Raw genomic sequence first — 18703 nt, 5'->3', positions numbered from 1 at the left:
TCGACACCGTGTTCGATTTGCTGATCTTTATTTGGCCTTTTCCTCAGGCCACACGGCAGGAGGTCAACCATGCGAACACCCACAAATACGGACATGACCAGCGAAGACGCCAACCGGTTGACGCTCATCGCCGATGCCACGCAGAGTAATGATCGACGGGGAGACAATACGCGGACGGAGCCCGATCCCCGGCGGAATTCGGGGAAGAGGTTGGGGCCCCGTTCGACTCGTGGGGGAAGGCCCCATTTGCGACTCGTCCCGCCACCACGTACGGGCAATGACACGGACGACACGGTGCCTCCGGCGAGAGGGAGAGCCCGTGCGGACGGCGGGGTGCCGGATAACGACGACGAAACGATGACGGACAGAAGACCACCCCCGCCGGCCTCGGACGGCACCCGAAGGGATGGGCCGTCTGCCTCGAGTGGCCTTCGAAGGGGTTCGAAGGCTGCCCGGGGGGACAGGTCACCCGGCTCGGGTGGTCCGCGAAGAGGGTCGGGGGAGGGCCGGGGAGGCGGGTCGTTCGGTTCGGACGCCACCCGGAGGAGTTCGAAGGGCTCCCGAGGGGACAGGCCGCCTGGTGCGGATGCCCGGCGAAGGGAGGACGGCCGAGGGGGTGCGCCGCTTGGTTCGGAAGTCACCGCAGGGGGATCGAAGGGTGCCCGCGGGGATGGGGCGCCTGCTTCGAGGGGCGGCCGAAGAATGCGGTTGTTCGGTTCGGGCGGGGGTGGCGCGGCGAGGTCGGTCGCCGGTCCGGATCAGGGTTCAGGAGGTAAGGCGGCAGGACGAGGTATGCGGGGGCGGTCCGCTGCCGCGGATGCGCGGAAGCGGGCGGCTGCGGTCGCCGGAGCGGGATCGGGGAAACGATGGGGCAGGCGCAAGAGCGGTGAGAGCCGGGCCGGTGGTCCAGGGGACGCGACCTCCCGCCGCCGTCCAGACGCCGGCGCGGGGTTCGACGGCGGTTCTGAAATCGGTGGGGTGTTCAGGGGCGTTTCTGCGCCCGGCAGAGCGGCCAAGGGCGGCCCCGCGGATGGTGGGGCGGCCAACGGTGGTCCCAGGGATGGCGGGGCGGCCGCCGGCAGTTCCGGGGTTGGTCGGCTGGCCAAGGTCGGATCTGCAGTCGGCAGGTTTCTCAAGGGCGGCTCCGGGCTTGACAGGGTCGCGAAGGGCGGTTCTGGGGTTGGCAGGGTCGCCAAGGATGGTTCTGCGGTTGGCGACGGCGCCAAGAGCGGTTCTGCGGTTGGCGGGACGGCCGAGGCCGGAATTGGCGTCGGTGGCGCGTTCGAAGGCGGCGGCTCTGGAGTTGGCGGGGTATTCAGAGGCGGTTCTGGTTTTGGCAGAGCGACCAAAGCCGGCGCTGGAGTTGTCAAGGGGACGAAGGCCGGCGCTGGAGCTGGCAGGGCGACCAAGGCTGGCATTGGCGTCGTCAAGGGGAGCAAGGCTGGCACCGGAGCTGGCAGGGAGACCAAGCCTGGCACTGGAGTCGGCAAGGGGACCAAGGGCAGCTCTGGGGTCGGCGGGGCGTCCAGGGGCGGTGCCAGGGGCGATAAGGCGACCGAGGGCGGATCTGGAGTAGACGGGGGGCGGCAACGTGCCGGAGGTAGGGGCTTCCGGAGGGGTGGTGGCCGGATGGCTGGCCGGTCGTGGAGTGATATCAAGCGCAGGAAAGAGACGAAACGGCCGTGGGGTCGGAGGGTTGCGCGGCGGCGTGATCTGCTGGCCGATCGGCGGGTTACGGCGCGAGTCGGTCAGGAGCGGCGGTCCACTCCGCCGGTGCGGCTGACTCGGCGGGGGCGGTTTGTGCTGGTTGTCGCGGTGGCGCTGCTGTCGCTGGGCGGGTTCTGGCTCGGTACGCGCGCGGCCGGGCATGCGGAGGTGCGGGTCGTGGTGCCCAGCCACGCGGGGCTGCCCTGGGTGGAGGTTCACGAGGGCGACACGCTGTGGAAGGTCGCCGACGCGCTCTCCGGAGGAAACGACCCCGGAGCCGTGGTGGAGGAGATCAAGCGGCTGAACGGCCTGCCCGACTCCCTCATCCGGCCCGGCGCCCGCCTCTACGTCCCGGCCGACATCGCCACGTTACGTTGATCGCCACGCTGCGGATGTGGGCGCCGCCGTGGTGAACGCCGCCGTTGCGGAGGGCGGCGGACTGTAGACCGGCCCACGCCGGCGACACCACCAGCCTCGATGCCTGGCACATCTGGATAGAGGCTGGTGACCGCCCCTTGCAGAGCCCGGCGCCGTTGCGAAGCTCGCGTTGTGATCGATGGTCCTCTCTGTGCTCGTGAGCCTTCAGGTGATCGTCGTCACCCAACTCCGGGACGTTCGTCGTAACGCGGCACCGTTCTATGGGATGTCACTTCGGCGAGTGGCGAGTGGCGAGTGGCGAGTGGCGAGTGGCGAGTGGCGAGTGGCGAGTGGCGAGTGGCGAGTGGCGAGGCAGGGGGTGGAGGTCGTTTCCGCCTGCGGCTGGTATCTGTGACCGGCACTTGCGGGCAGCGCTTGTCGGCGACACTCGCCAACGGCGTTCCTGCGGCCGGTTTGGGTCGGCCGTTCTGGACGGTGCCTCTGGGCGGCGTCTCTGGGTGGTGGTTCGCCACGGCGGTTTCGGGTGGCGTCTTCGGGCTGCGGCTTTGGGCGGCGCTTTGCGATGGAGTCGCTGGGTGGTGGTGTTCCGGGCGGCGCTCGCCAATGGCCGGTCCCGGGTCGGTTCGGGCGGCAGTTAGCGACGGCGGTTTCGGGCGGCGGTTTCGAGTGGTGGTTCGCAACGGCGGGTTCCGGATGGCGCCTTCGGATGGTGGCTTCGGGCGGTGGTACTCCACGGCGGTTTCGGATGGCGCCTTCGGGTGGCCGGTTTGGGTGGCGCTTCGCGATCGAGTCGCCGGGCGGTGGTTCCGGATGGTGCTTGAGGGTGGCGCTCGCCAACGGCGGGCCCGGTGTCGGCTCGGGGTGGCGATTCGCGACGGCGTCGCCGGAGGGTGGTTCGCCACGGCATTGCCGGATGGCGCCTCCCTGGTGTCGGTGCCGCCGGGCGGTGCTTCGCCAAGGCGTTTCCGCCTGCTGGCTCCGGCGGTGGTTCGCCTGACGGTTCTGGGTGGCGCTTTCGGGCGGCGTTTCCAGGCGGCGTTTCCGGGTGGCGGTTCGACGCGGCGCTTCTCAGCGGAGCCTTTGATGGCCTTTTCGTGGTCTGGGGTGATGGGTTGCTCTGTTCGATCCGTCACACGTCGGAGGTAGCGATGGGGGTCTTCGGGGGTGGGATTGGGCTCCCCGCAGACCTGCCCCGGTGGGTGGGTGAGTGGGGGCCGAGTTGGGGTAGTGGCATCCGGTACCTTTGTGAGGTTTGTTCACGAGCGAGGCCCGGCGCAACTCATGTGACGCCCTCACCTGCACAAAGATCGTCAGAAGGCGGCGACACGCCCGGGGCGGCTGGGGATGGTGGGCTGATCAGCGACTTCGGCTCGAAGGGGTCGCTCAACTTGCGTTCATGGTCGCTCGCTTCTACGGTTGGACCACAACATCTAGTAGTTACACCGATGTAGTTCACCACACCTTGTGTTTCCGTGACCGCTCCATGGTCAGCCGTGGAGTGTGCGCGAGCGTCCCGTCATGACGGTTGTGCGCGTGTGGTGGCCGCAGGTCTTGGAGGCGAGAAGCGTGCACTGTCCGTTCTGTCGCCACCCTGACACCAGGGTCATCGACAGCCGCTCCACGGACGACGGGGCGGCCATCAGGCGCCGTCGTACCTGCCCCGAATGCGGGCGCAGGTTCACCACGCAGGAGACCGTACTGCTCATGGTGAGCAAGCGCAGCGGAGTCACGGAACCGTTCTCGCGGGACAAGGTGGTCGCGGGCGTGCGGCGGGCCTGTCAGGGCAGGCCGGTCAGCGAGGATTCGCTGGCGCAGCTCGGGCAGCGGGTGGAAGAGGCGATCAGGGCCAAGGGCGCGGCGGAGCTCCCGTCCAACGAGGTGGGCCTGGCGATCCTCGGCCCGCTGCGGGAGCTCGACGAGGTGGCCTACCTGCGATTCGCATCGGTATATCGCGGTTTCGAGAGCCTGGCGGACTTCGAGGCCGAGATCTCACAGTTGAAGGCGGAGAAGGGGGAGTCATGACGGAGACGGCGAGCGGTTCAGTGGCGCGCGGGGGTAAGCGTCCGCGTAAGGGGCTGAAGATGAAGCGGATCTTCACCAAGCCCGGTGTGCACCCATATGACGAGATCCAGTGGGAGCGCCGCGATGTCGTCATGACGAACTGGCGCGACGGGTCCATCAACTTTGAACAGCGGGGCGTCGAATTCCCCGAGTTCTGGTCGGTCAACGCGGCCAACATCGTGACGACGAAATACTTCCGCGGCGCCGTGGGCACCCCGCAGCGCGAGTGGAGCCTGAAGCAGCTGATCGACCGCGTCGTCGGCGTCTACACCAAGACCGGGATCGAGCACGGCTACTTCGCCACCGACGAGGACGCCGAGATCTTCGACCACGAGCTGAAGCACGCCCTGGCGCACCAGGTGTTCGCGTTCAACTCGCCGGTCTGGTTCAACGTGGGCACCGCGTCGCCGCAGCAGGTCAGCGCCTGTTTCATCCTCTCCGTGGACGACCAGATGGAGTCGATCCTGGAGTGGTACAAGGAAGAGGGCGTGATCTTCAAGGGCGGCTCCGGGTCGGGCGTCAACCTGTCCAGGATCCGTTCCTCGAAGGAGCTGCTCAGCAGCGGCGGCACGGCCAGCGGGCCGGTGTCGTTCATGCGGGGCGCCGACGCGTCCGCGGGCACCATCAAGTCGGGCGGCGCGACGCGCCGGGCGGCCAAGATGGTCGTCCTCGACGTCGATCACCCCGACATCGAGGAGTTCATCGAGACGAAGGCGCGCGAAGAGGACAAGGTCCGCGCCCTCCGTGACGCCGGGTTCGACATGGACCTGGGCGGCAAGGACATCGTCAGCGTCCAATACCAGAACGCCAACAACTCCGTACGCGTCTCCGACGAGTTCATGCGCTCGGTGGAGAAGGGTGGCGACTTCGGCCTGCGGGCGCGCCTGACCGGCGAGATCATCGAGAAGGTCGACGCCAAGGACCTGTTCCGCAAGATGGCCAAGGCCGCCTGGGAGTGCGCCGACCCCGGCGTCCAGTACGACGACACGATCAACGACTGGCACACCACCCCCGAAACGGGGCGGATCACGGCCAGCAACCCGTGCTCCGAGTACGTCCACCTGGACAACTCCTCCTGCAACCTGGCCAGCATCAACCTGCTGAAGTTCCTGAAGGACGACAACTCCTTCAACGTCGCCGACTTCGTCAAGCTGACCGAGCTGATCATCACCGCGATGGACATCTCGATCTCCTTCGCCGACTTCCCGACCGAGAAGATCGGCGAGACCACGCGGGCCTACCGCCAGCTCGGCATCGGCTACGCCAACCTGGGCGCGCTGCTCATGGCGACCGGCCACGCCTATGACTCCGACGGCGGCCGGGCGGTCGCCGGGGCGATCACCTCGCTGATGACCGGCGTGTCCTACCGCCGCAGCGCGGAGCTGGCCGGCGTCGTGGGCCCGTACGACGGTTATGCCAGGAACGCCGAGCCGCACAAGCGCGTCATGCGCAAGCACGCCGCGGCCAACGACGACCTGCGCACGGTCGGCTCCATGGACGCGAAGATCCACACCGAGGCGTCGCGCCAGTGGTCGGAGTGCCTCAAGCTGGGCGAGAAGAACGGCTACCGCAACGCCCAGGCCAGCCTCCTCGCGCCCACGGGCACGATCGGCCTGATGATGGACTGCGACACGACCGGCATCGAGCCCGACCTGGCGCTGGTCAAGTTCAAGAAGCTCGTCGGCGGCGGCTCCATGCAGATCGTCAACCAGACGATCCCGCGGGCGCTCAAGCAGCTCGGCTACCAGCAGGAGCAGATCGAGGCCATCGTCGAGTACATCGCCGAGCACGGTCACGTCGTCGACGCCCCGGGCCTGCGCCTGGAGCACTACGAGGTGTTCGACTGCGCGATGGGCGAGCGGGCGATCGCGCCCATGGGCCACGTACGGATGATGGCGGCCACCCAGCCGTTCCTGTCCGGCGCCATCTCCAAGACGGTCAACCTGCCCGAGTCGGCCACGATCGACGACATCGAGCAGGTCTACCTGGAGGGCTGGAAGCTCGGCCTCAAGGCCCTGGCCGTCTACCGCGACAACTGCAAGGTCGGCCAGCCGCTCTCGGTCGGCAACGGCTCCAAGAAGGAGGAGCCGAAGGCGGCGGCGGAGCCCGAGGTCAAGGTCATCGAGGTCAACCGGCCGACCAGGCGGCGCATGCCGAACCAGCGGCCGAGCATGACCACCCGCTTCACGGTGGGCGGCGCCAAGGGCTACATGACCGCTTCGTCCTACCCTGACGACGGGCTCGGCGAGGTCTTCCTCAAGATGTCCAAGCAGGGCTCCACCCTGGCGGGCGTCATGGACGCGTTCTCCGTGGCGATCTCCATCGGGCTCCAGTACGGGGTGCCGCTGGAGACGTACATGAGCAAGTTCGTCAACATGCGCTTCGAGCCGGCCGGGATGACGGACGACCCGGACATCCGGATGGCCACGTCGGTGATGGACTACATCTTCCGCCGCCTGGCCCTGGACCACCTGCCCTACGACGAGCGGGCGGCGCTCGGCATCTTCTCGGCGGCCGAGCGCGCCGCGCAGCAGCGCGGCGAGGACCCGGCGGCCCTGCAGGAGACGGTCGAGGCGCTGGCCCAGTCGGCGCCCATCGAGGCTGCCAAGCCGAAGGGCGAGGTGGAGCAGCCGGCCCAGGCCCAGTCTCAGGAGCTGACGCTGGAAAGCCACCAGCGCTTCACCGCTGACGCGCCGCTGTGCATGACCTGCGGCACCAAGATGCGTCCGGCGGGCAGCTGCTACGTCTGCGAGGGCTGCGGCTCGACCAGCGGCTGCAGCTGAATTTTGGGCTCCAGCTGGATGTGAAATGCCTGGTCGGCAACGGGGCGTCGGTGACGTGCTGACGCTCCGTCCCCAAATCTGGTGCCAGTTGTTGCGCTCGATGCAATTGTACGGCCGGCCGTACGGCTTGATGATCAGTACGCGACGTACTTGACGTACTTACGAGAGCGTGGCATCGTGGAGGTGCGCTTAACTGGGAGGTTCGTCATGGCCGCTGTTCACTTCGACAGCTATACGGAAGCTCGTGCACATCTCAAGGCGCTTTTGGATGCAGCCGAGAGAGGTCGCGTGGCAACGGTGCGTCGTGAGTCGGCCGTGACCGCCTTCGTGGATGTTGAAAGACTCCGGCACTACCTCGCGGTGGTCACTCCTTCTCGAGCACAGGTGCTTCCTGAAGCTGGCGGCTGGTCGGTTTTCATTCCTGGGCTACCTGTCGCCGCGGACGGTGCGACCTTTGATCAAGCCACTGCGGAGATGATCGAGGCCCTCCGTGAGTACGCGGAGGATTGGCAGAGCCGTCTGCTCGACGCGCCGAACCACCGCGAGAACTGGGGGCTTGTGCAGTTGATCAGCCTCAGTGATGACGAGCAACTGCGCGAATGGCTGGTAGGGAAGGACCGGTGAGCTGGCCTCAGCCTGCCCGTGAGCATCACGACCGGTTCTGTCGGATCGAGGGCTGGCGTCTGGTGCGGAACGCCCGGGGAGGCACGGGGACGCACCATGTCACCTACGAGCTGGATCTTGCCGATGGCAGAATTCTGAGAACCCGGATCTCTCACCCGGTCGACCGAAGCACCTACGGCCCGGGTATTTGGAGTCATATTCTCCGCGATCAACTTCAGGTGGACGAGGCGACCTTCTGGGCGTGCGTTCAGAACGAGGTGAGACCCGATCGCGGAGCCCCCGAGCTGCCATCGGAGTCCCTGCCCGCAGACCTCGTGTTCATGTTGATCTCCAGGGTGGGTCTTGACGAGACGACCGTGGCGGGGATGAGCAAGGAGGAGGCCATCGCGCGGCTTCAGAAGTACTGGACCGACGGGACCTGATCCTGAGGAATACCGCACCTCTCGAATAAGTGCACTGCCCCAGTAGTTGCGGCGGATGCGACAACTGGGCAACCGCTTGGACGAACTGCGGATACCTCAATAGAGGTGGTTCCCTCCGGGTCATGGCCTGGAGGGACAACCAGGTTCCGTCTTGGTCGTCGGTATGACGGCCGATACGCCGAGCGCCTAGCCTTCCACAAGGCCAGGCGCTCGGCGCGATCAGGAAGCCGATGTTCCTGGTCGGAGCAGGAACCTGCATGACATCGGCTTCCGGGTCGCCATGCAAGCGACTCGGAAGCGAAACCTGCGCCAGACCAGCAGTAAGGCTGCGTCTGCCGCCGGCAGGACGCGGTCCAGCTCGAAGTCGAGCAAGGCGGCTCGCGCGCTTTCCCAGACACCGACGCGCGGGCGTCGGAAGTGATGCAGGCCGTCCGAGGCCCACACCTCGGGCGGCTCAAGTGTGCCGTGGCACAACTCCCCCCGTATCGCGGGCGTCGAGGCGAGTAATGCCTGGTCAGGGCAGAGCGCCGGCATCTCTGAAGCCCAATCGCGGACCGCCGTCGGAGGCGTTGCCCGCCGATCTCGTCGTCATGTTGATCTCAAGGTGGTCTCGACGAAATGACTGTCGCAGCGATGAGCAGGCCATCGTCAGACCGCGGAAGTACTGGATCGACGGCCCCTGATCAGAGGCAGTACAGCGCCCTTCGAATAAGCGCACTGCTCGACCGGCCACTGGCGGCGACCGGCCACGGGGGGCTCTTCGGTCGCTGGTCAGGCGGGGAATGGGGATGCCCCGGTTCCCTGTCTGGGCCTACGGTTGAATCTTGTGACGGACGACTATTCCGACGTGTTCGCAAGGTTCGGCATCGAGCCGCAAAGATCGATATACCCCTACGCTCCCGTTTTCCGTGGCGTGATCGGCGGCGTGGCCGTTGCCGTGAAGCGCACCCACTCGGCCGAGGCCATGGGCCGGTGGGTGCGCTCCCTGGCGGAGGGTGGGTTTCCGGTGGTTTCGCCAGTGGTGGGGCCGTATCGGATCGGTGAGGACGACTGGGTCGCCTATCCGTGGGTCGAGGGGCGTGCCTACGACGGCTCGGCGGCGGATATTCGGGCTGCAGGTGATCTGCTGGGACGCCTGCATGCGGCCGGTGACGCGGCAGCCGGTCTGGCCGGCTTCGAGTGGCCTGATCATGACGAGGAGTCGGTCGAGGAAGACGTCACGGGCCTGGACAAGGTGCTCGCGGCCTACCGGCCCGGGCTCCGGCGCGAGGTGCTCGGCCGGTTCGAGCCGTTGCTGCGGTCGTTCATGACCACCACGCTTCCGGCCATCCGGGACGCCGGTCTGCCCGTGGCCGACGTCTCCATGGACTACAAGGCGGTCAACCTCGTGTACGGCGAGGCCGGGCCCGTCCTCGTCGACCCCGACAACGGGGAACGGGCGCCGAGACTGCTCGACCTGGCGCTGGCCGTGCTGCTGTTCCACAACGATCTGCCAGGTCGGCCGGGGAGGTTGTTCGACGAGACGGAGTGGGTGATCTTCCGCGACGCCTACCTGGGACACGTGTCGCTGACGGCGCGGGAAGAGCGGCTCTGGCCGGCCGCTCTTACGTACATGCTGCTGGAGTGGGGGGTGTGGACGGCCATCAACGGGGGTGAGGTCGGGGACTGGGATGATCCGCGGCAGGCGGATTTCCTCACCGGCCTGCTCACCGTGGACGTCAGCGCGTTCAAGCTTGGATGACGTCGTCCAGTACGTCGGGCCTGTTGGTGATGATGCCGTCCACTCCGTAGCCGAGCAGGCGGCGCATGGTGGCCGGGCTGTCGACGGTCCAGGTGAGCACCTTCATGCCGAGGGCGTGGACGCGCCGGACGTACGCGGCCGTGAGGGTGCCGTAGGGCGGGTTGATCTGGTCGGCGTACTTGGCCAGTGCGGGCAGTTCGCCGGTCGAAGGCGTGCCCAGCAGCCCGATCGGCACGTCCGGCAGCCGCCGGTGGAACTCCCGCATCGATCCCCAGTCGAACGACTGCACCACCAGCCGGCCCGGCGAGAGCCAGGAGGAGTGGCGGCGCAGCTCGGTGGCGACGCGGGCCTCGATGCCCGGGTAGAGGTTCGGGGCCTTGACCTCCAGCAGGAGCCCCATGCCGGAGCCGCTCATCTCACTCAGCGCCTCGCCGAGCGTGGGCACCCGTTCGTCGTCGTAGGTGCCGGACAACCACGACCCGGCGTCGAGCTTGCGGATCTGGGCGAGCGTGAGGTCGCCGACGTTCCACGGGGACAGGCCGGGAAAGACCTGTTCGGCGTTGGTGGTACGGGCCAGCGTCGTGTCGTGCATGAGCACCAGCTCGTGGTCCTTGGTCTCCTGGACGTCGAGCTCGAACATGTCGGCTCCCTGAGAGCCGGCGAGGTCGAAGGCGGCGATCGTGTTCTCGGGGGCGTAGGCGGAGGCGCCCCGGTGCGCGACGTTGACGGCGGTCGCGGCGTTGGCCGGTGCGATGAGGAAGGTGGCGAGGGTGGCGGCGAGGAAGATCGCGAGGATGATGGCGAGCCGTCTGAACATGGGTCTCCTCTGACGGAGGGAGGCCGACGTCTCGACGGTGACAAGATCTCATGACTTGAAGTTGATGGAAGAGTAACTCGCCGGTGCCGCGCAAATGAGCATTGAACACGGGTGCCCCGGGGGAGGGGACGCAGGGCAAACGTTCTAGCCTGAATATCGTGAAATATGGCGGAACGCTGGCCATCCTGCTCTCGGCCTGGTTCATGGCCCAGTTCGACTTTTTCGTGGTCAACGTGGCCGCTCCCTCCATCGAACGCGACCTCCACGCCGGCCCCGCCGCCCTGGAACTGATCGTCGGCGGCTACGCCTTCACCTACGCGGCCGGCATGATCACCGGCGGCCGGCTCGGCGACCGCTACGGCTCCAAGCGCATGTTCGTCTGGGGCGTGGCCGCGTTCACGATCGCCTCACTCCTCTGCGGAATCGCCGCGGACCCGATCCAACTGGTCGCCGCCCGCCTGCTCCAAGGGCTGGCGGGCGCCGTGATGGTGCCGCAGGTGCTGGCCACGATCTCGGCCGCGTTCCCGCCGGAGGAGCGGGGCAGGGCCATCGGCTGGTACGGCGCCGCCGGCGGCCTGGGCTCCATCGCCGGTCAGGTGCTCGGCGGGCTGCTGCTGACCGCCGACGTGCTCGGCCTCGGCTGGCGGATCATCTTCCTCGTCAACCTGCCGATCGGCCTGGCCCTCGTACCGCTGGCCGCCTGGCTCCTGCCCGAGGTCGAGACCGCCCGGCGGGCCAGGCTCGACCTGCCGGGAGCGGCCGGACTGGCAGCCGCGCTGGCACTGGTCCTGGTGCCGCTCGGCCTCGGCAACAGCCTGGGCTGGCCGGTCTGGACCTGGATCTGCCTGGCGGTGAGCATCCCCGTGTTCGTGCTGACCTGGCGCCGCCAGCGGACGCTCGGAGCGCGCGGCGGGCAGCCGGTGCTCGACCTGGAGCTGCTCAAGGTGCACTCCTACCTGGCGGGCGTCGGGGCGATCGTCGCGTTCATGGCGTACTTCGCCGCGTTCATGTTCACGCTGACGCTGCTGCTGCAGGGCGGGTTCGGGCTCACCGCGTTCCAGGCGGGGCTGGCGTTCGCGCCGATGGGCGTGCTGTTCTCGATCACCTCGCTGCTGGGGACGCGGCTGGTCAGGAGGTACGGCCTCGTCGTCGTCATGGTCGGCGGCACGATCACGGCGCTCGGTCTGGGCCTGCTGGTGATCACGGTGGGGGAGGGGCTGCCGTACGTCATGGCCGCGATGATCCTGATCGGCGCGGGCAACGGCCTGGTCCTGCCGCAGCTCATCGGCGCGGCGCTGGTCGAGGTGGCACCGCACCAGGCCGGCATCGGCTCCGGCATCCTCAGCACGGCCCAGCAGTTCGCGGGCGCGGGCGGCGTGGCCGTGATCGGCGCGGTCTTCTTCGCGACGGCGGGGTCCACCACCGCAAGCGCGCAGCACGTCCTGGCGATGCGTTACTCGGCCGCCATCGACCTGGCGCTCGTCCTCGTCGTGATCGCGACCGTGGCCTACAACAGGCGCCGCGCTATTCGGAGGGAACAGGCAGAGCGGTCCCGTACAGTCGCGACACCCGGATCCTGATCACCAGCCGCCGATCGGCGACCATCTGCGCCAGGAACGCCTGCGCGTCTGTCGGCTCGGCGAACGGCGGCTGCATGGCCAGCAGTTCCAGGCCCGTCTCGTCACCCGGCGTGGTGCTCACCGGCGACAGCTCCGCCTTGCCCTCCGCGACGGCGTACGACCAGAAGTCGTCACTGGCCACGTAGAGCGCGCAGCGCGGGTCCTTGTGCAGTTGCCGCACCTTGAGCCGGTCGTCGATGGTCGAGATCCGCACCACCCGCTGCTCGGGATCCCAGGAGTAGACGACCGTGGACATGTGCGGGTGACCGCTGCTCTTGTTGGTGGCGAGCGCGCCGAACCGCTGCTGCGTCAGCAGCTTCGTCAGCTCGTCGTCCTGCAGGGACCGAGGCCCGGGGCCCGCGCCAGGCCCGTAGTTCTCCGACATCCACCATCCCTCGTCCTATGAACGGAGATGTCAGCCTATCCCGAGCTGCCTGCCGAACGTCTGCGCGTCCGAGATCACCCAGTACTCGGAGAACCGCCCGTCCCGAGCACGCAGGATGTCGTGCCCGCTGAAGGCCACCCTGGTGCCCTCGGCCGCGGTCGCGCCCGGAATGCCGCCCCGGTAGGCGCCGCCGAACGTCCACCGGGCCGACACCAGGTCCCCGTCCACGATCGGCCCCACGTCCAGCGTCACCTTGACGTCGCCAAACGGTTCGTGGCCTTGCCGGAGCGCCTCGATCAGCCCTTCGGGCCCGGACACGTCCATGCCGGGCCAGTGCCCGGTGAAGTCAGGGGTGACGAGCTCGTGCGCCAGCTCGAAGTCGCCGTTCCACAGGTCGAGCAGCCATCGTCTGTACAGGTCGGCCATCATCTCGGCCCCCTACCCGCCCAGCGGTAGGTTACGACTCATGAATATCGCCATTACCAGCGGATATGTCGTCCCGGTCGACGGAGAGCCCATCGACGGTGGCACCGTGCTCATCCAGGACGGCAGGATCACCGCGGTCGGCCGCGACGTGACCGTGCCCGACGGCATCACGGTCGTGGACGCCACCGGCGGCTGGGTGCTGCCCGGCTTCGTCGAGGCCCACGGCCACCTGGGCGTGTACGAGGAGGCCGAGGGCTGGGCCGGCCAGGACACCAACGAGATGACCGACCCGAACGGCGCCCGCCTGCGCGCCCTCGACGCCATCAACCCGGCCGACCTGGGCTTCGGCGACGCGCTGTCCGGCGGCGTGACGACCGCGGTGATCAAGCCGGGCTCCGGCAACCCCATCGGCGGCCAGACGGTCGCGGTCAAGTGCTGGGGCAGGTCGGTGGACGAGATGCTGCTCAAGCAGCCGGTCAGCGTCAAGAGCGCGCTGGGCGAGAACCCCAAGCGCGTGTACGGCGACCAGAAGAAGCTGCCCTCCACCCGCCAGGGCGTGGCCGCCGTCATCCGCGACGCGTTCATGAAAGCCCAGGACTATCAGGCCAAGAGGGCCGCCGCCGAGGAGGAGGGCAAGCCGTTCGACCGCGACGGCACGCTGGAGATCCTGTCCCGCGTGCTGGACGGCGAGCTGCCCTGGTGCCAGCACACGCACCGCGCCGACGACATCGCCACGGCGCTGCGGCTGGCGGACGAGTTCGGCTACCGGCTGGTGATCAACCACGGCACCGAGGGCCATCTGCTGGCCGACACGCTCGCCGAGCGGAACGTTCCCGTCATCATCGGCCCCCTGTTCACCAGCCGCTCGAAGGTCGAGCTGCGGCACCGCTCGCTGCGCAACCCGGGCATCCTGGCGCGGGCGGGCGTCGAGCTGGCGATCACCACCGACCATCCCGTGGTGCCCATCCATTTCCTGGTCCACCAGGCCACGCTGGCGGTCAAGGAGGGGCTGGACCCGGTCGAGGCCCTGCGCTCGATCACGCTCAACCCGGCCCGCATCATGGGGCTCGACGACCGGGTGGGCGCGCTGCGGCCGGGGCTCGACGGTGACGTGGTCATCTGGTCGGGCGATCCGCTGGATGTCATGAGCCGGGCGTTGAGGGTGTTCATTTCCGGCCGGGAGGTGTATTCGTACACGGACGGTAATGCTGTCGTGGCGGATCCGTACTACCGCGAATCAAGTGACCGTTAAGCGCCTGTAGATGCTGGGCGCGCATAGTGGAGCGGATCAATGGGAAGAGAGGCAGCACAATGACAGCTCCGTCGCTCGCCCAGCGCCCCAGCAAGGCACTGCTGATCGGACTCGTCGTCTCAGGCGTTCTCGCGCTCGTCGTGCTGGCCATCATGCTGTACGACGGCGGCCCTGTCGGGTTCGGCCTGTCCGCGCTGCTGGCGGTGGCGCCCCTGCCGGTGCTGCTCGCGGCCGTGCTGTCAGTCGACAGGCTGGAGCCCGAGCCGAAGCTGCACCTCGCCTTCGCCTTCGTGTGGGGCGCGGGGCTGGCCATCGTGCTGGGCGTCGCGCTGACGCTCCTCGGCCAGCAACTGTTCCTCAGAGCCGGCTACGGCTCCGCGATCACCGAGGACATCGGCGCCGTCATCCTGGCGCCGGTGATCGAGGAGGCGCTCAAGGGCTCGGCCCTGCTGCTCCTCCTGCACCGGCGCAGGGAGATCGACGGGCTGACCGACGGCATCGTGTACGCCTCCATGGCCGGCCTCGGCTTCGCCGCCGTCGAGAACGTCGGCTACTACCTGCTCACGTTCAAGGCGGAGGGCGCCGGCGCCACGGTGCAGCTCTTCGTGATCCGCGGGCTCATCGACCCGCTCGGCCACCCCATCTACACCTCGATGATCGGCCTCGGCGTCGCGTACGCGCTCACCCGCCGCACCGCCGGCCGCTACGCCGCCATCCCGCTCGGCTACCTGGCCGCGGTCTTCCTGCACGCCCTCTGGAACGGCGCCGCCACCACCGGCGTCCTGAACTGGGTGATCGGCGCCTACCTGGTGATCATGGTCGCGCTGGTCCTCCTCATCGTCGTGACCGTCGCCGAGCGCCGCCACCTCGTCGCCAAGATGCGCGCCTACCTGCCCGGATATCAGCAGACCGGCCTGATCACCGACGCCGACGTCACCATGCTCAGCACGCTGCCCGCCCGCAAAGCGGCCCGCAAGCAGGCCAGGAGGGCCGGGTTCGGCCGGGCCATGAGCGACTACCAGCAGGCGGCGACCGAGCTGACCATGCTGCACCTGCGCGCTGAGCGGCAGGGCATGGACCCGGTCAAGTTCACCCAGGAGCGCGACACGTTCCTGAACGCGATGGCGTACGCCCGCCGTTGGTGAGTGAATCCCTGACAAAATGGGGGAAAGCCCCCGAAGGGAGATCATATGAGCTGGGCGGAGATCGGGTCGGAGGCCGAGCTGCGCGAACTGCTCGGCGAGGTCATGCCACGGGCCGTGACCAAAGAGCGGGTACGCCTGCACGAGCGCGACGTCGAGTGGCTGGCGGCGACGCCGTTCTGCCTGATCGCCACCTCGGACGAGGCGGGCAACTGCGACGTCTCACCCAAGGGCGACCCGGCCGGCTTCGTCCACGTCATCGACGACACCACGATCGCCATCCCGGACCGCCCCGGAAACCGCAGAGCGGACGGATTCCTCAATATCCTGAAAAATCCGCATGTGGGGTTGATCTTTCTCATCCCGGGCCGCAACGAGACCCTGCGTATCAACGGCCGCGCCCGGCTCGTCCGCGAGGCCCCCTTCTTCGACCAGTTGATCGTCAAGGGCCACCGCCCGCACCTCGCGCTCGTCGTCGAGATCGAGCAGATCTTCTTCCACTGCGCCAAGGCGTTCCTGCGCTCGTCCCTGTGGAAGCCTGACAGCTGGGGCGCCGACACCCTGCCCTCACACGCGAGGCTGGTCAAGGACGTCCAGAAGGTGGAAGAGAGCGTCGAGGAACTGGAGAGCTATTACGGCGACGCGTACACCAAGCGCCTCTACGCCACCTGATCAGGCGGCGGGCGTGGGGCCGCCGGGGAAACGGATGACGTTCCTGCCGGAGTAGGCGCGGAGGTCGATCACCTTGGGATCCGTGGGCGGCTTGTGGCGGTCGCCCGCGTGAATATCGCGGACCTTGTGCCTGGCAACGTGTGGCGGCACCACCACAAGCCTCTTCATCGTAAGCCCCCCGTGATGTTTCTGTTACCTATGTTATCTACAGATACCCCCGTAAGTTCGCTGTAAGGAGGAAGTCAGTAGGGGAGTGTGCGACCCGCCGGTGATCGCAGATCCAGCTCTGTGGCCAGGCGTGTGCGCCGCTTGCCGGCCTTCGTGACTCTGACGCGTTTCATGGTCTCCCCCTCTCGAAGCGCGTCTCTCCTTCACCAACCGTGCCCGCCGCCGCTTGCCGGCGGCATGACGGGCGCTTGCCGCCCGCCATGCGCGCCAACCTAACCGGCCGGTCCGGTTCGCTCAACGTATTTCTGCTGAGTGGCTCACGCCCCCGGGACGAGCCGCGCGGTGACGCCGATCCGGTTCCAGGCGTTGATCATCGCGATCGCCACAATGAGCAGGGAGAGCTGCTTCTCGCTGTAGTGCTCGGCCGCCTCCTGCCACACCGCGTCCGGCACCGCCTCGCGGTCGGCCAGCCTGGTCGCCTCCTCCGTCAGCGCCAGCGCGGCCCGCTCGGCCGGGGTGTACACGGTGGCCTCGCGCCAGGTCACCACCGACCACAGCCGCTCGTCGCTCTCGCCGGCCTTCTTCATGTCCCGGCTGTGCAGGTCCACGCAGTAGCCGCAGCCGTTGATCTGGCTGGCGCGCAGCTTCACCAGCTCGCGGGTGGCGGCGGGCAACTCGCTCTCGCCCAGCAGCTTCTCCACCGCTATGAACAGGTGGTAGGCCTCCGGCAGGTGCTTGGCGACGTTGATCCGCTGAGTCATCTCAACCCTCCGTAGTTTCGGTCATACGCCTGTTGGACGAGACGGCTCGTCCCGATGTGACAACTTCGGAGGTGCTTTTTGAGGGTCAGCCCCGGCAGTTGCCCCAGGACTTGCGCTCGCCCCACGCCTCGACCCGGCCGCGCGGGTCCTTGGTCCAGCCGGCGTACCGCACGCACTTCCACCTGCCGTCGATGTGGCCGGTCTCGGCGTAGTACCGGTACTTCTGCTCGTCCTCCGTCCTGCCGCCGCCCCTGACCTCGAGGTAGGCGCCGGTGACCGTGCGGGTCCCCTTGAAGGCGGTCTTGATCGCGGCGACGCAGTTCTTGCCGCTGCGCGCGTTGTACATGAGATACACGTGCCCGAAAACGGCGCCTTGGCGCGTCTTCATGGCCCGGTGGCCGTCCTTGACCTTGTGGAAGCCGGAGCCGCAGACGCGTTCGGGGGTATAGGCGGCCGAGCCGGCGTACGCGGCGGAGGGGGTGGCGGCGATCCCGGCGGCGACCAGGGCGGCCGCGATGACCGTACGGGTGAACACGAGGTTCCCTTCAGTTGAGGGTAATAAGGACATCGACGATCTTTGCCATGACTTGACCGAATTTCAAGGGGGCCGGTCGAATGCCGCTCATCGCGGTCTGCGCCGTTTGGGGCGTCTTCTGGGGCGCGTGGTCGGCCCTGCTGCCCGCCATCAAGCTGGAGCTGGGCATCTCGGCGGGCGATCTGGGGCTGGCGCTGAGTGCCGTACCGGTGGGGGCGCTGCCCGCGATGGCGCTGGCCGGGCGGCTGGCCCGGGGGCGGGAGCGGACGGCGCTGATGGCGGTCATGGTGCTGTTCGCGCTCAGCGTCGCCGGCATCGGCCTGGCCGGCACCGCCTGGCAGCTCGCGCTGGCGCTGCTGCTGGTGGGCGCCACCAGCGGCGCGCTCGACATCGCGCTCAACCTGGCCACAGGGCGGGTCGAGCGGGAGAGCGGCCGCCGGCTCTTCAATCCGGTGCACGCCGCCTTCCCGGTCGCGGTCATCGCGGCGGCCCCGGCCACCGGGCTGGCGCGTTCGCTCGGCCTCGGCGTCGGGGCGGTGCTCGTGGTGATCGCCCTGATCGTGCTGGCCACGTCGCTGGCCGTGCTGACCCTGCCCCTCGGCCCCGGCCCGCGAGAGGCCCAGGACACCGACCGGCGCCGGCTCTGGGGTGCCGCGCTCGTGCTCGGGGCGCTGATGGGCTGCGTGCTGATCATCGAGAACTCGGTCGAGCAGTGGTCGGTCCTGCTGCTCGAAGAGCACCGCGGCGCCACGCCGCTGGTCGCCAGCGCCGCGCCCGCCGTCTACATGGCGGCGCTGACGGCCGGGCGGCTGGTGGTGCAGGCCCTGCCGCGGGTGCCGCTGAGGGTGCTCTACCTGGTGGCGGGGGTGGGCGGGGGAGTGGGGATCGCCGTGGCCGGGCTGGGCGGCGGTGTGCTGATCTCCCTGGCCGGGTTCGCGGTGACCGGGCTGGCGCTCGGGCCGATGGTGCCCGCCCTGCTCAGCCATGCCGCCGCCGACGACGTGAGCGGGCGGCTGGTGTGGGGGGTGTCGACGATCTCGTACACGGGGTTCGTGGTCAGCCCGCTGCTCGTGGCCGGGCTCAGCGGCCCGTTCGGGCTGCCCGCCGCCCTGGCCGTGCTCGGGCTCCTGGGCCTGCCGCTGGTGGTCCGTTTCGCCGTACCGTGAGGGGAATATGGTGGTCTCTTGGGGAGAAGCCACCACGGAACCGG

Annotated in this window: 17 protein-coding genes; 11 read left to right on the top strand and 6 right to left on the bottom strand. The window is 68.3% G+C overall.

What is annotated here, in order from left to right:
- Nucleotides 1–1800 precede the first annotated feature (1800 nt).
- The 6 genes from C4V41_RS61760 (at nucleotide 1801) to C4V41_RS10760 (ending at nucleotide 9716) form a co-directional block, all read left to right on the top strand.
- Complete coding sequence (locus tag C4V41_RS61760; protein WP_160150238.1) at nucleotides 1801–2085, top strand: LysM peptidoglycan-binding domain-containing protein; 285 nt, start codon at nucleotides 1801–1803, stop codon at nucleotides 2083–2085.
- A gap of 1566 nt (nucleotides 2086–3651) precedes the next feature.
- Nucleotides 3652–4107 (top strand): transcriptional regulator NrdR, encoded by a 456-nt coding sequence (gene nrdR, locus C4V41_RS10780; protein WP_103955744.1) that lies wholly within the window; start codon nucleotides 3652–3654, stop codon nucleotides 4105–4107.
- Entirely contained in the window at nucleotides 4104–6929 is a 2826-nt protein-coding gene (locus tag C4V41_RS10775) for a vitamin B12-dependent ribonucleotide reductase (protein ID WP_103955595.1), read from the top strand. Before nrdR ends, C4V41_RS10775 begins: the two co-directional genes overlap by 4 nt.
- Before the next feature lie 207 nt (nucleotides 6930–7136).
- Nucleotides 7137–7553, top strand: a complete 417-nt coding sequence (locus C4V41_RS10770) for a prevent-host-death protein (protein ID WP_103955743.1) — start codon at nucleotides 7137–7139, stop codon at nucleotides 7551–7553.
- On the top strand, nucleotides 7550–7975 hold the full coding sequence (locus tag C4V41_RS64130) for a cytotoxic translational repressor of toxin-antitoxin stability system (protein ID WP_235030028.1): 426 nt from the start codon (nucleotides 7550–7552) through the stop codon (nucleotides 7973–7975). The genes C4V41_RS10770 and C4V41_RS64130 overlap by 4 nt, the downstream gene beginning before the upstream one ends.
- Nucleotides 7976–8900: 925 nt before the next feature.
- Nucleotides 8901–9716: a phosphotransferase gene (locus C4V41_RS10760; RefSeq protein ID WP_146103615.1), complete on the top strand. Its 816-nt coding sequence runs from the start codon at nucleotides 8901–8903 to the stop codon at nucleotides 9714–9716.
- On the opposite strand, the gene C4V41_RS10755 is transcribed toward C4V41_RS10760, so the two are convergent.
- Nucleotides 9703–10533, bottom strand: a complete 831-nt coding sequence (locus tag C4V41_RS10755; RefSeq protein WP_103955592.1) for a glycerophosphodiester phosphodiesterase — start codon at nucleotides 10531–10533, stop codon at nucleotides 9703–9705. The two genes, C4V41_RS10760 and C4V41_RS10755, sit on opposite strands and share 14 nt — an antisense overlap.
- A gap of 158 nt (nucleotides 10534–10691) precedes the next feature.
- On the opposite strand from C4V41_RS10755, the gene C4V41_RS10750 reads away from it, so the two are divergent.
- Nucleotides 10692–12113 carry an MFS transporter gene (locus tag C4V41_RS10750; protein WP_200823864.1) on the top strand — a complete coding sequence of 474 codons (1422 nt, stop codon included), beginning with the start codon at nucleotides 10692–10694 and terminating at the stop codon, nucleotides 12111–12113.
- Here C4V41_RS10750 and C4V41_RS10745 read toward each other — a convergent pair.
- Both C4V41_RS10745 and C4V41_RS10740 read right to left on the bottom strand, forming a co-directional pair.
- On the bottom strand, nucleotides 12058–12537 hold the full coding sequence (locus C4V41_RS10745; RefSeq protein WP_103955591.1) for a TIGR03618 family F420-dependent PPOX class oxidoreductase: 480 nt from the start codon (nucleotides 12535–12537) through the stop codon (nucleotides 12058–12060). The two genes, C4V41_RS10750 and C4V41_RS10745, sit on opposite strands and share 56 nt — an antisense overlap.
- A 30-nt stretch (nucleotides 12538–12567) precedes the next feature.
- Nucleotides 12568–12966: an ester cyclase gene (locus C4V41_RS10740; protein WP_103955590.1), complete on the bottom strand. Its 399-nt coding sequence runs from the start codon at nucleotides 12964–12966 to the stop codon at nucleotides 12568–12570.
- 37 nt (nucleotides 12967–13003) lie between these two features.
- Between C4V41_RS10740 and C4V41_RS10735 the strand changes: the two genes are divergently transcribed.
- The 3 genes from C4V41_RS10735 to C4V41_RS10725 are packed head-to-tail and all read left to right on the top strand — an operon-like array spanning nucleotide 13004 to nucleotide 16029.
- Nucleotides 13004–14215 (top strand): amidohydrolase, encoded by a 1212-nt coding sequence (locus tag C4V41_RS10735; RefSeq protein ID WP_103955589.1) that lies wholly within the window; start codon nucleotides 13004–13006, stop codon nucleotides 14213–14215.
- A gap of 59 nt (nucleotides 14216–14274) precedes the next feature.
- Nucleotides 14275–15360 (top strand): PrsW family intramembrane metalloprotease, encoded by a 1086-nt coding sequence (locus C4V41_RS10730; RefSeq protein WP_103955588.1) that lies wholly within the window; start codon nucleotides 14275–14277, stop codon nucleotides 15358–15360.
- A 45-nt stretch (nucleotides 15361–15405) separates the two neighbouring features.
- Complete coding sequence (locus C4V41_RS10725; RefSeq protein WP_103955587.1) at nucleotides 15406–16029, top strand: pyridoxamine 5'-phosphate oxidase family protein; 624 nt, start codon at nucleotides 15406–15408, stop codon at nucleotides 16027–16029.
- On the opposite strand, the gene C4V41_RS61755 is transcribed toward C4V41_RS10725, so the two are convergent.
- The 3 genes from C4V41_RS61755 to C4V41_RS10715 all read right to left on the bottom strand — a co-directional run bounded on the left by C4V41_RS61755 (nucleotide 16030) and on the right by C4V41_RS10715 (nucleotide 17493).
- Entirely contained in the window at nucleotides 16030–16197 is a 168-nt protein-coding gene (locus C4V41_RS61755) for a hypothetical protein (protein ID WP_160150237.1), read from the bottom strand.
- Between the two features lie 317 nt (nucleotides 16198–16514).
- The gene (locus C4V41_RS10720; protein WP_103955586.1) at nucleotides 16515–16958 is read right to left on the bottom strand and encodes a carboxymuconolactone decarboxylase family protein; all 444 of its coding nucleotides are present in this window, start codon (nucleotides 16956–16958) and stop codon (nucleotides 16515–16517) included.
- Between the two features lie 85 nt (nucleotides 16959–17043).
- Nucleotides 17044–17493, bottom strand: a complete 450-nt coding sequence (locus tag C4V41_RS10715) for a hypothetical protein (protein WP_103955585.1) — start codon at nucleotides 17491–17493, stop codon at nucleotides 17044–17046.
- Nucleotides 17494–17573: 80 nt separating this feature from the next.
- Between C4V41_RS10715 and C4V41_RS10710 the strand changes: the two genes are divergently transcribed.
- Nucleotides 17574–18659 (top strand): MFS transporter, encoded by a 1086-nt coding sequence (locus C4V41_RS10710; protein ID WP_103955584.1) that lies wholly within the window; start codon nucleotides 17574–17576, stop codon nucleotides 18657–18659.
- Nucleotides 18660–18703: the final 44 nt, after the last annotated feature.

It is taken from the genome of Nonomuraea solani (assembly GCF_900108335.1).
GTDB lineage: Bacteria > Actinomycetota > Actinomycetes > Streptosporangiales > Streptosporangiaceae > Nonomuraea > Nonomuraea solani.
This window is presented reverse-complemented; position numbering and strand designations above follow the sequence as displayed.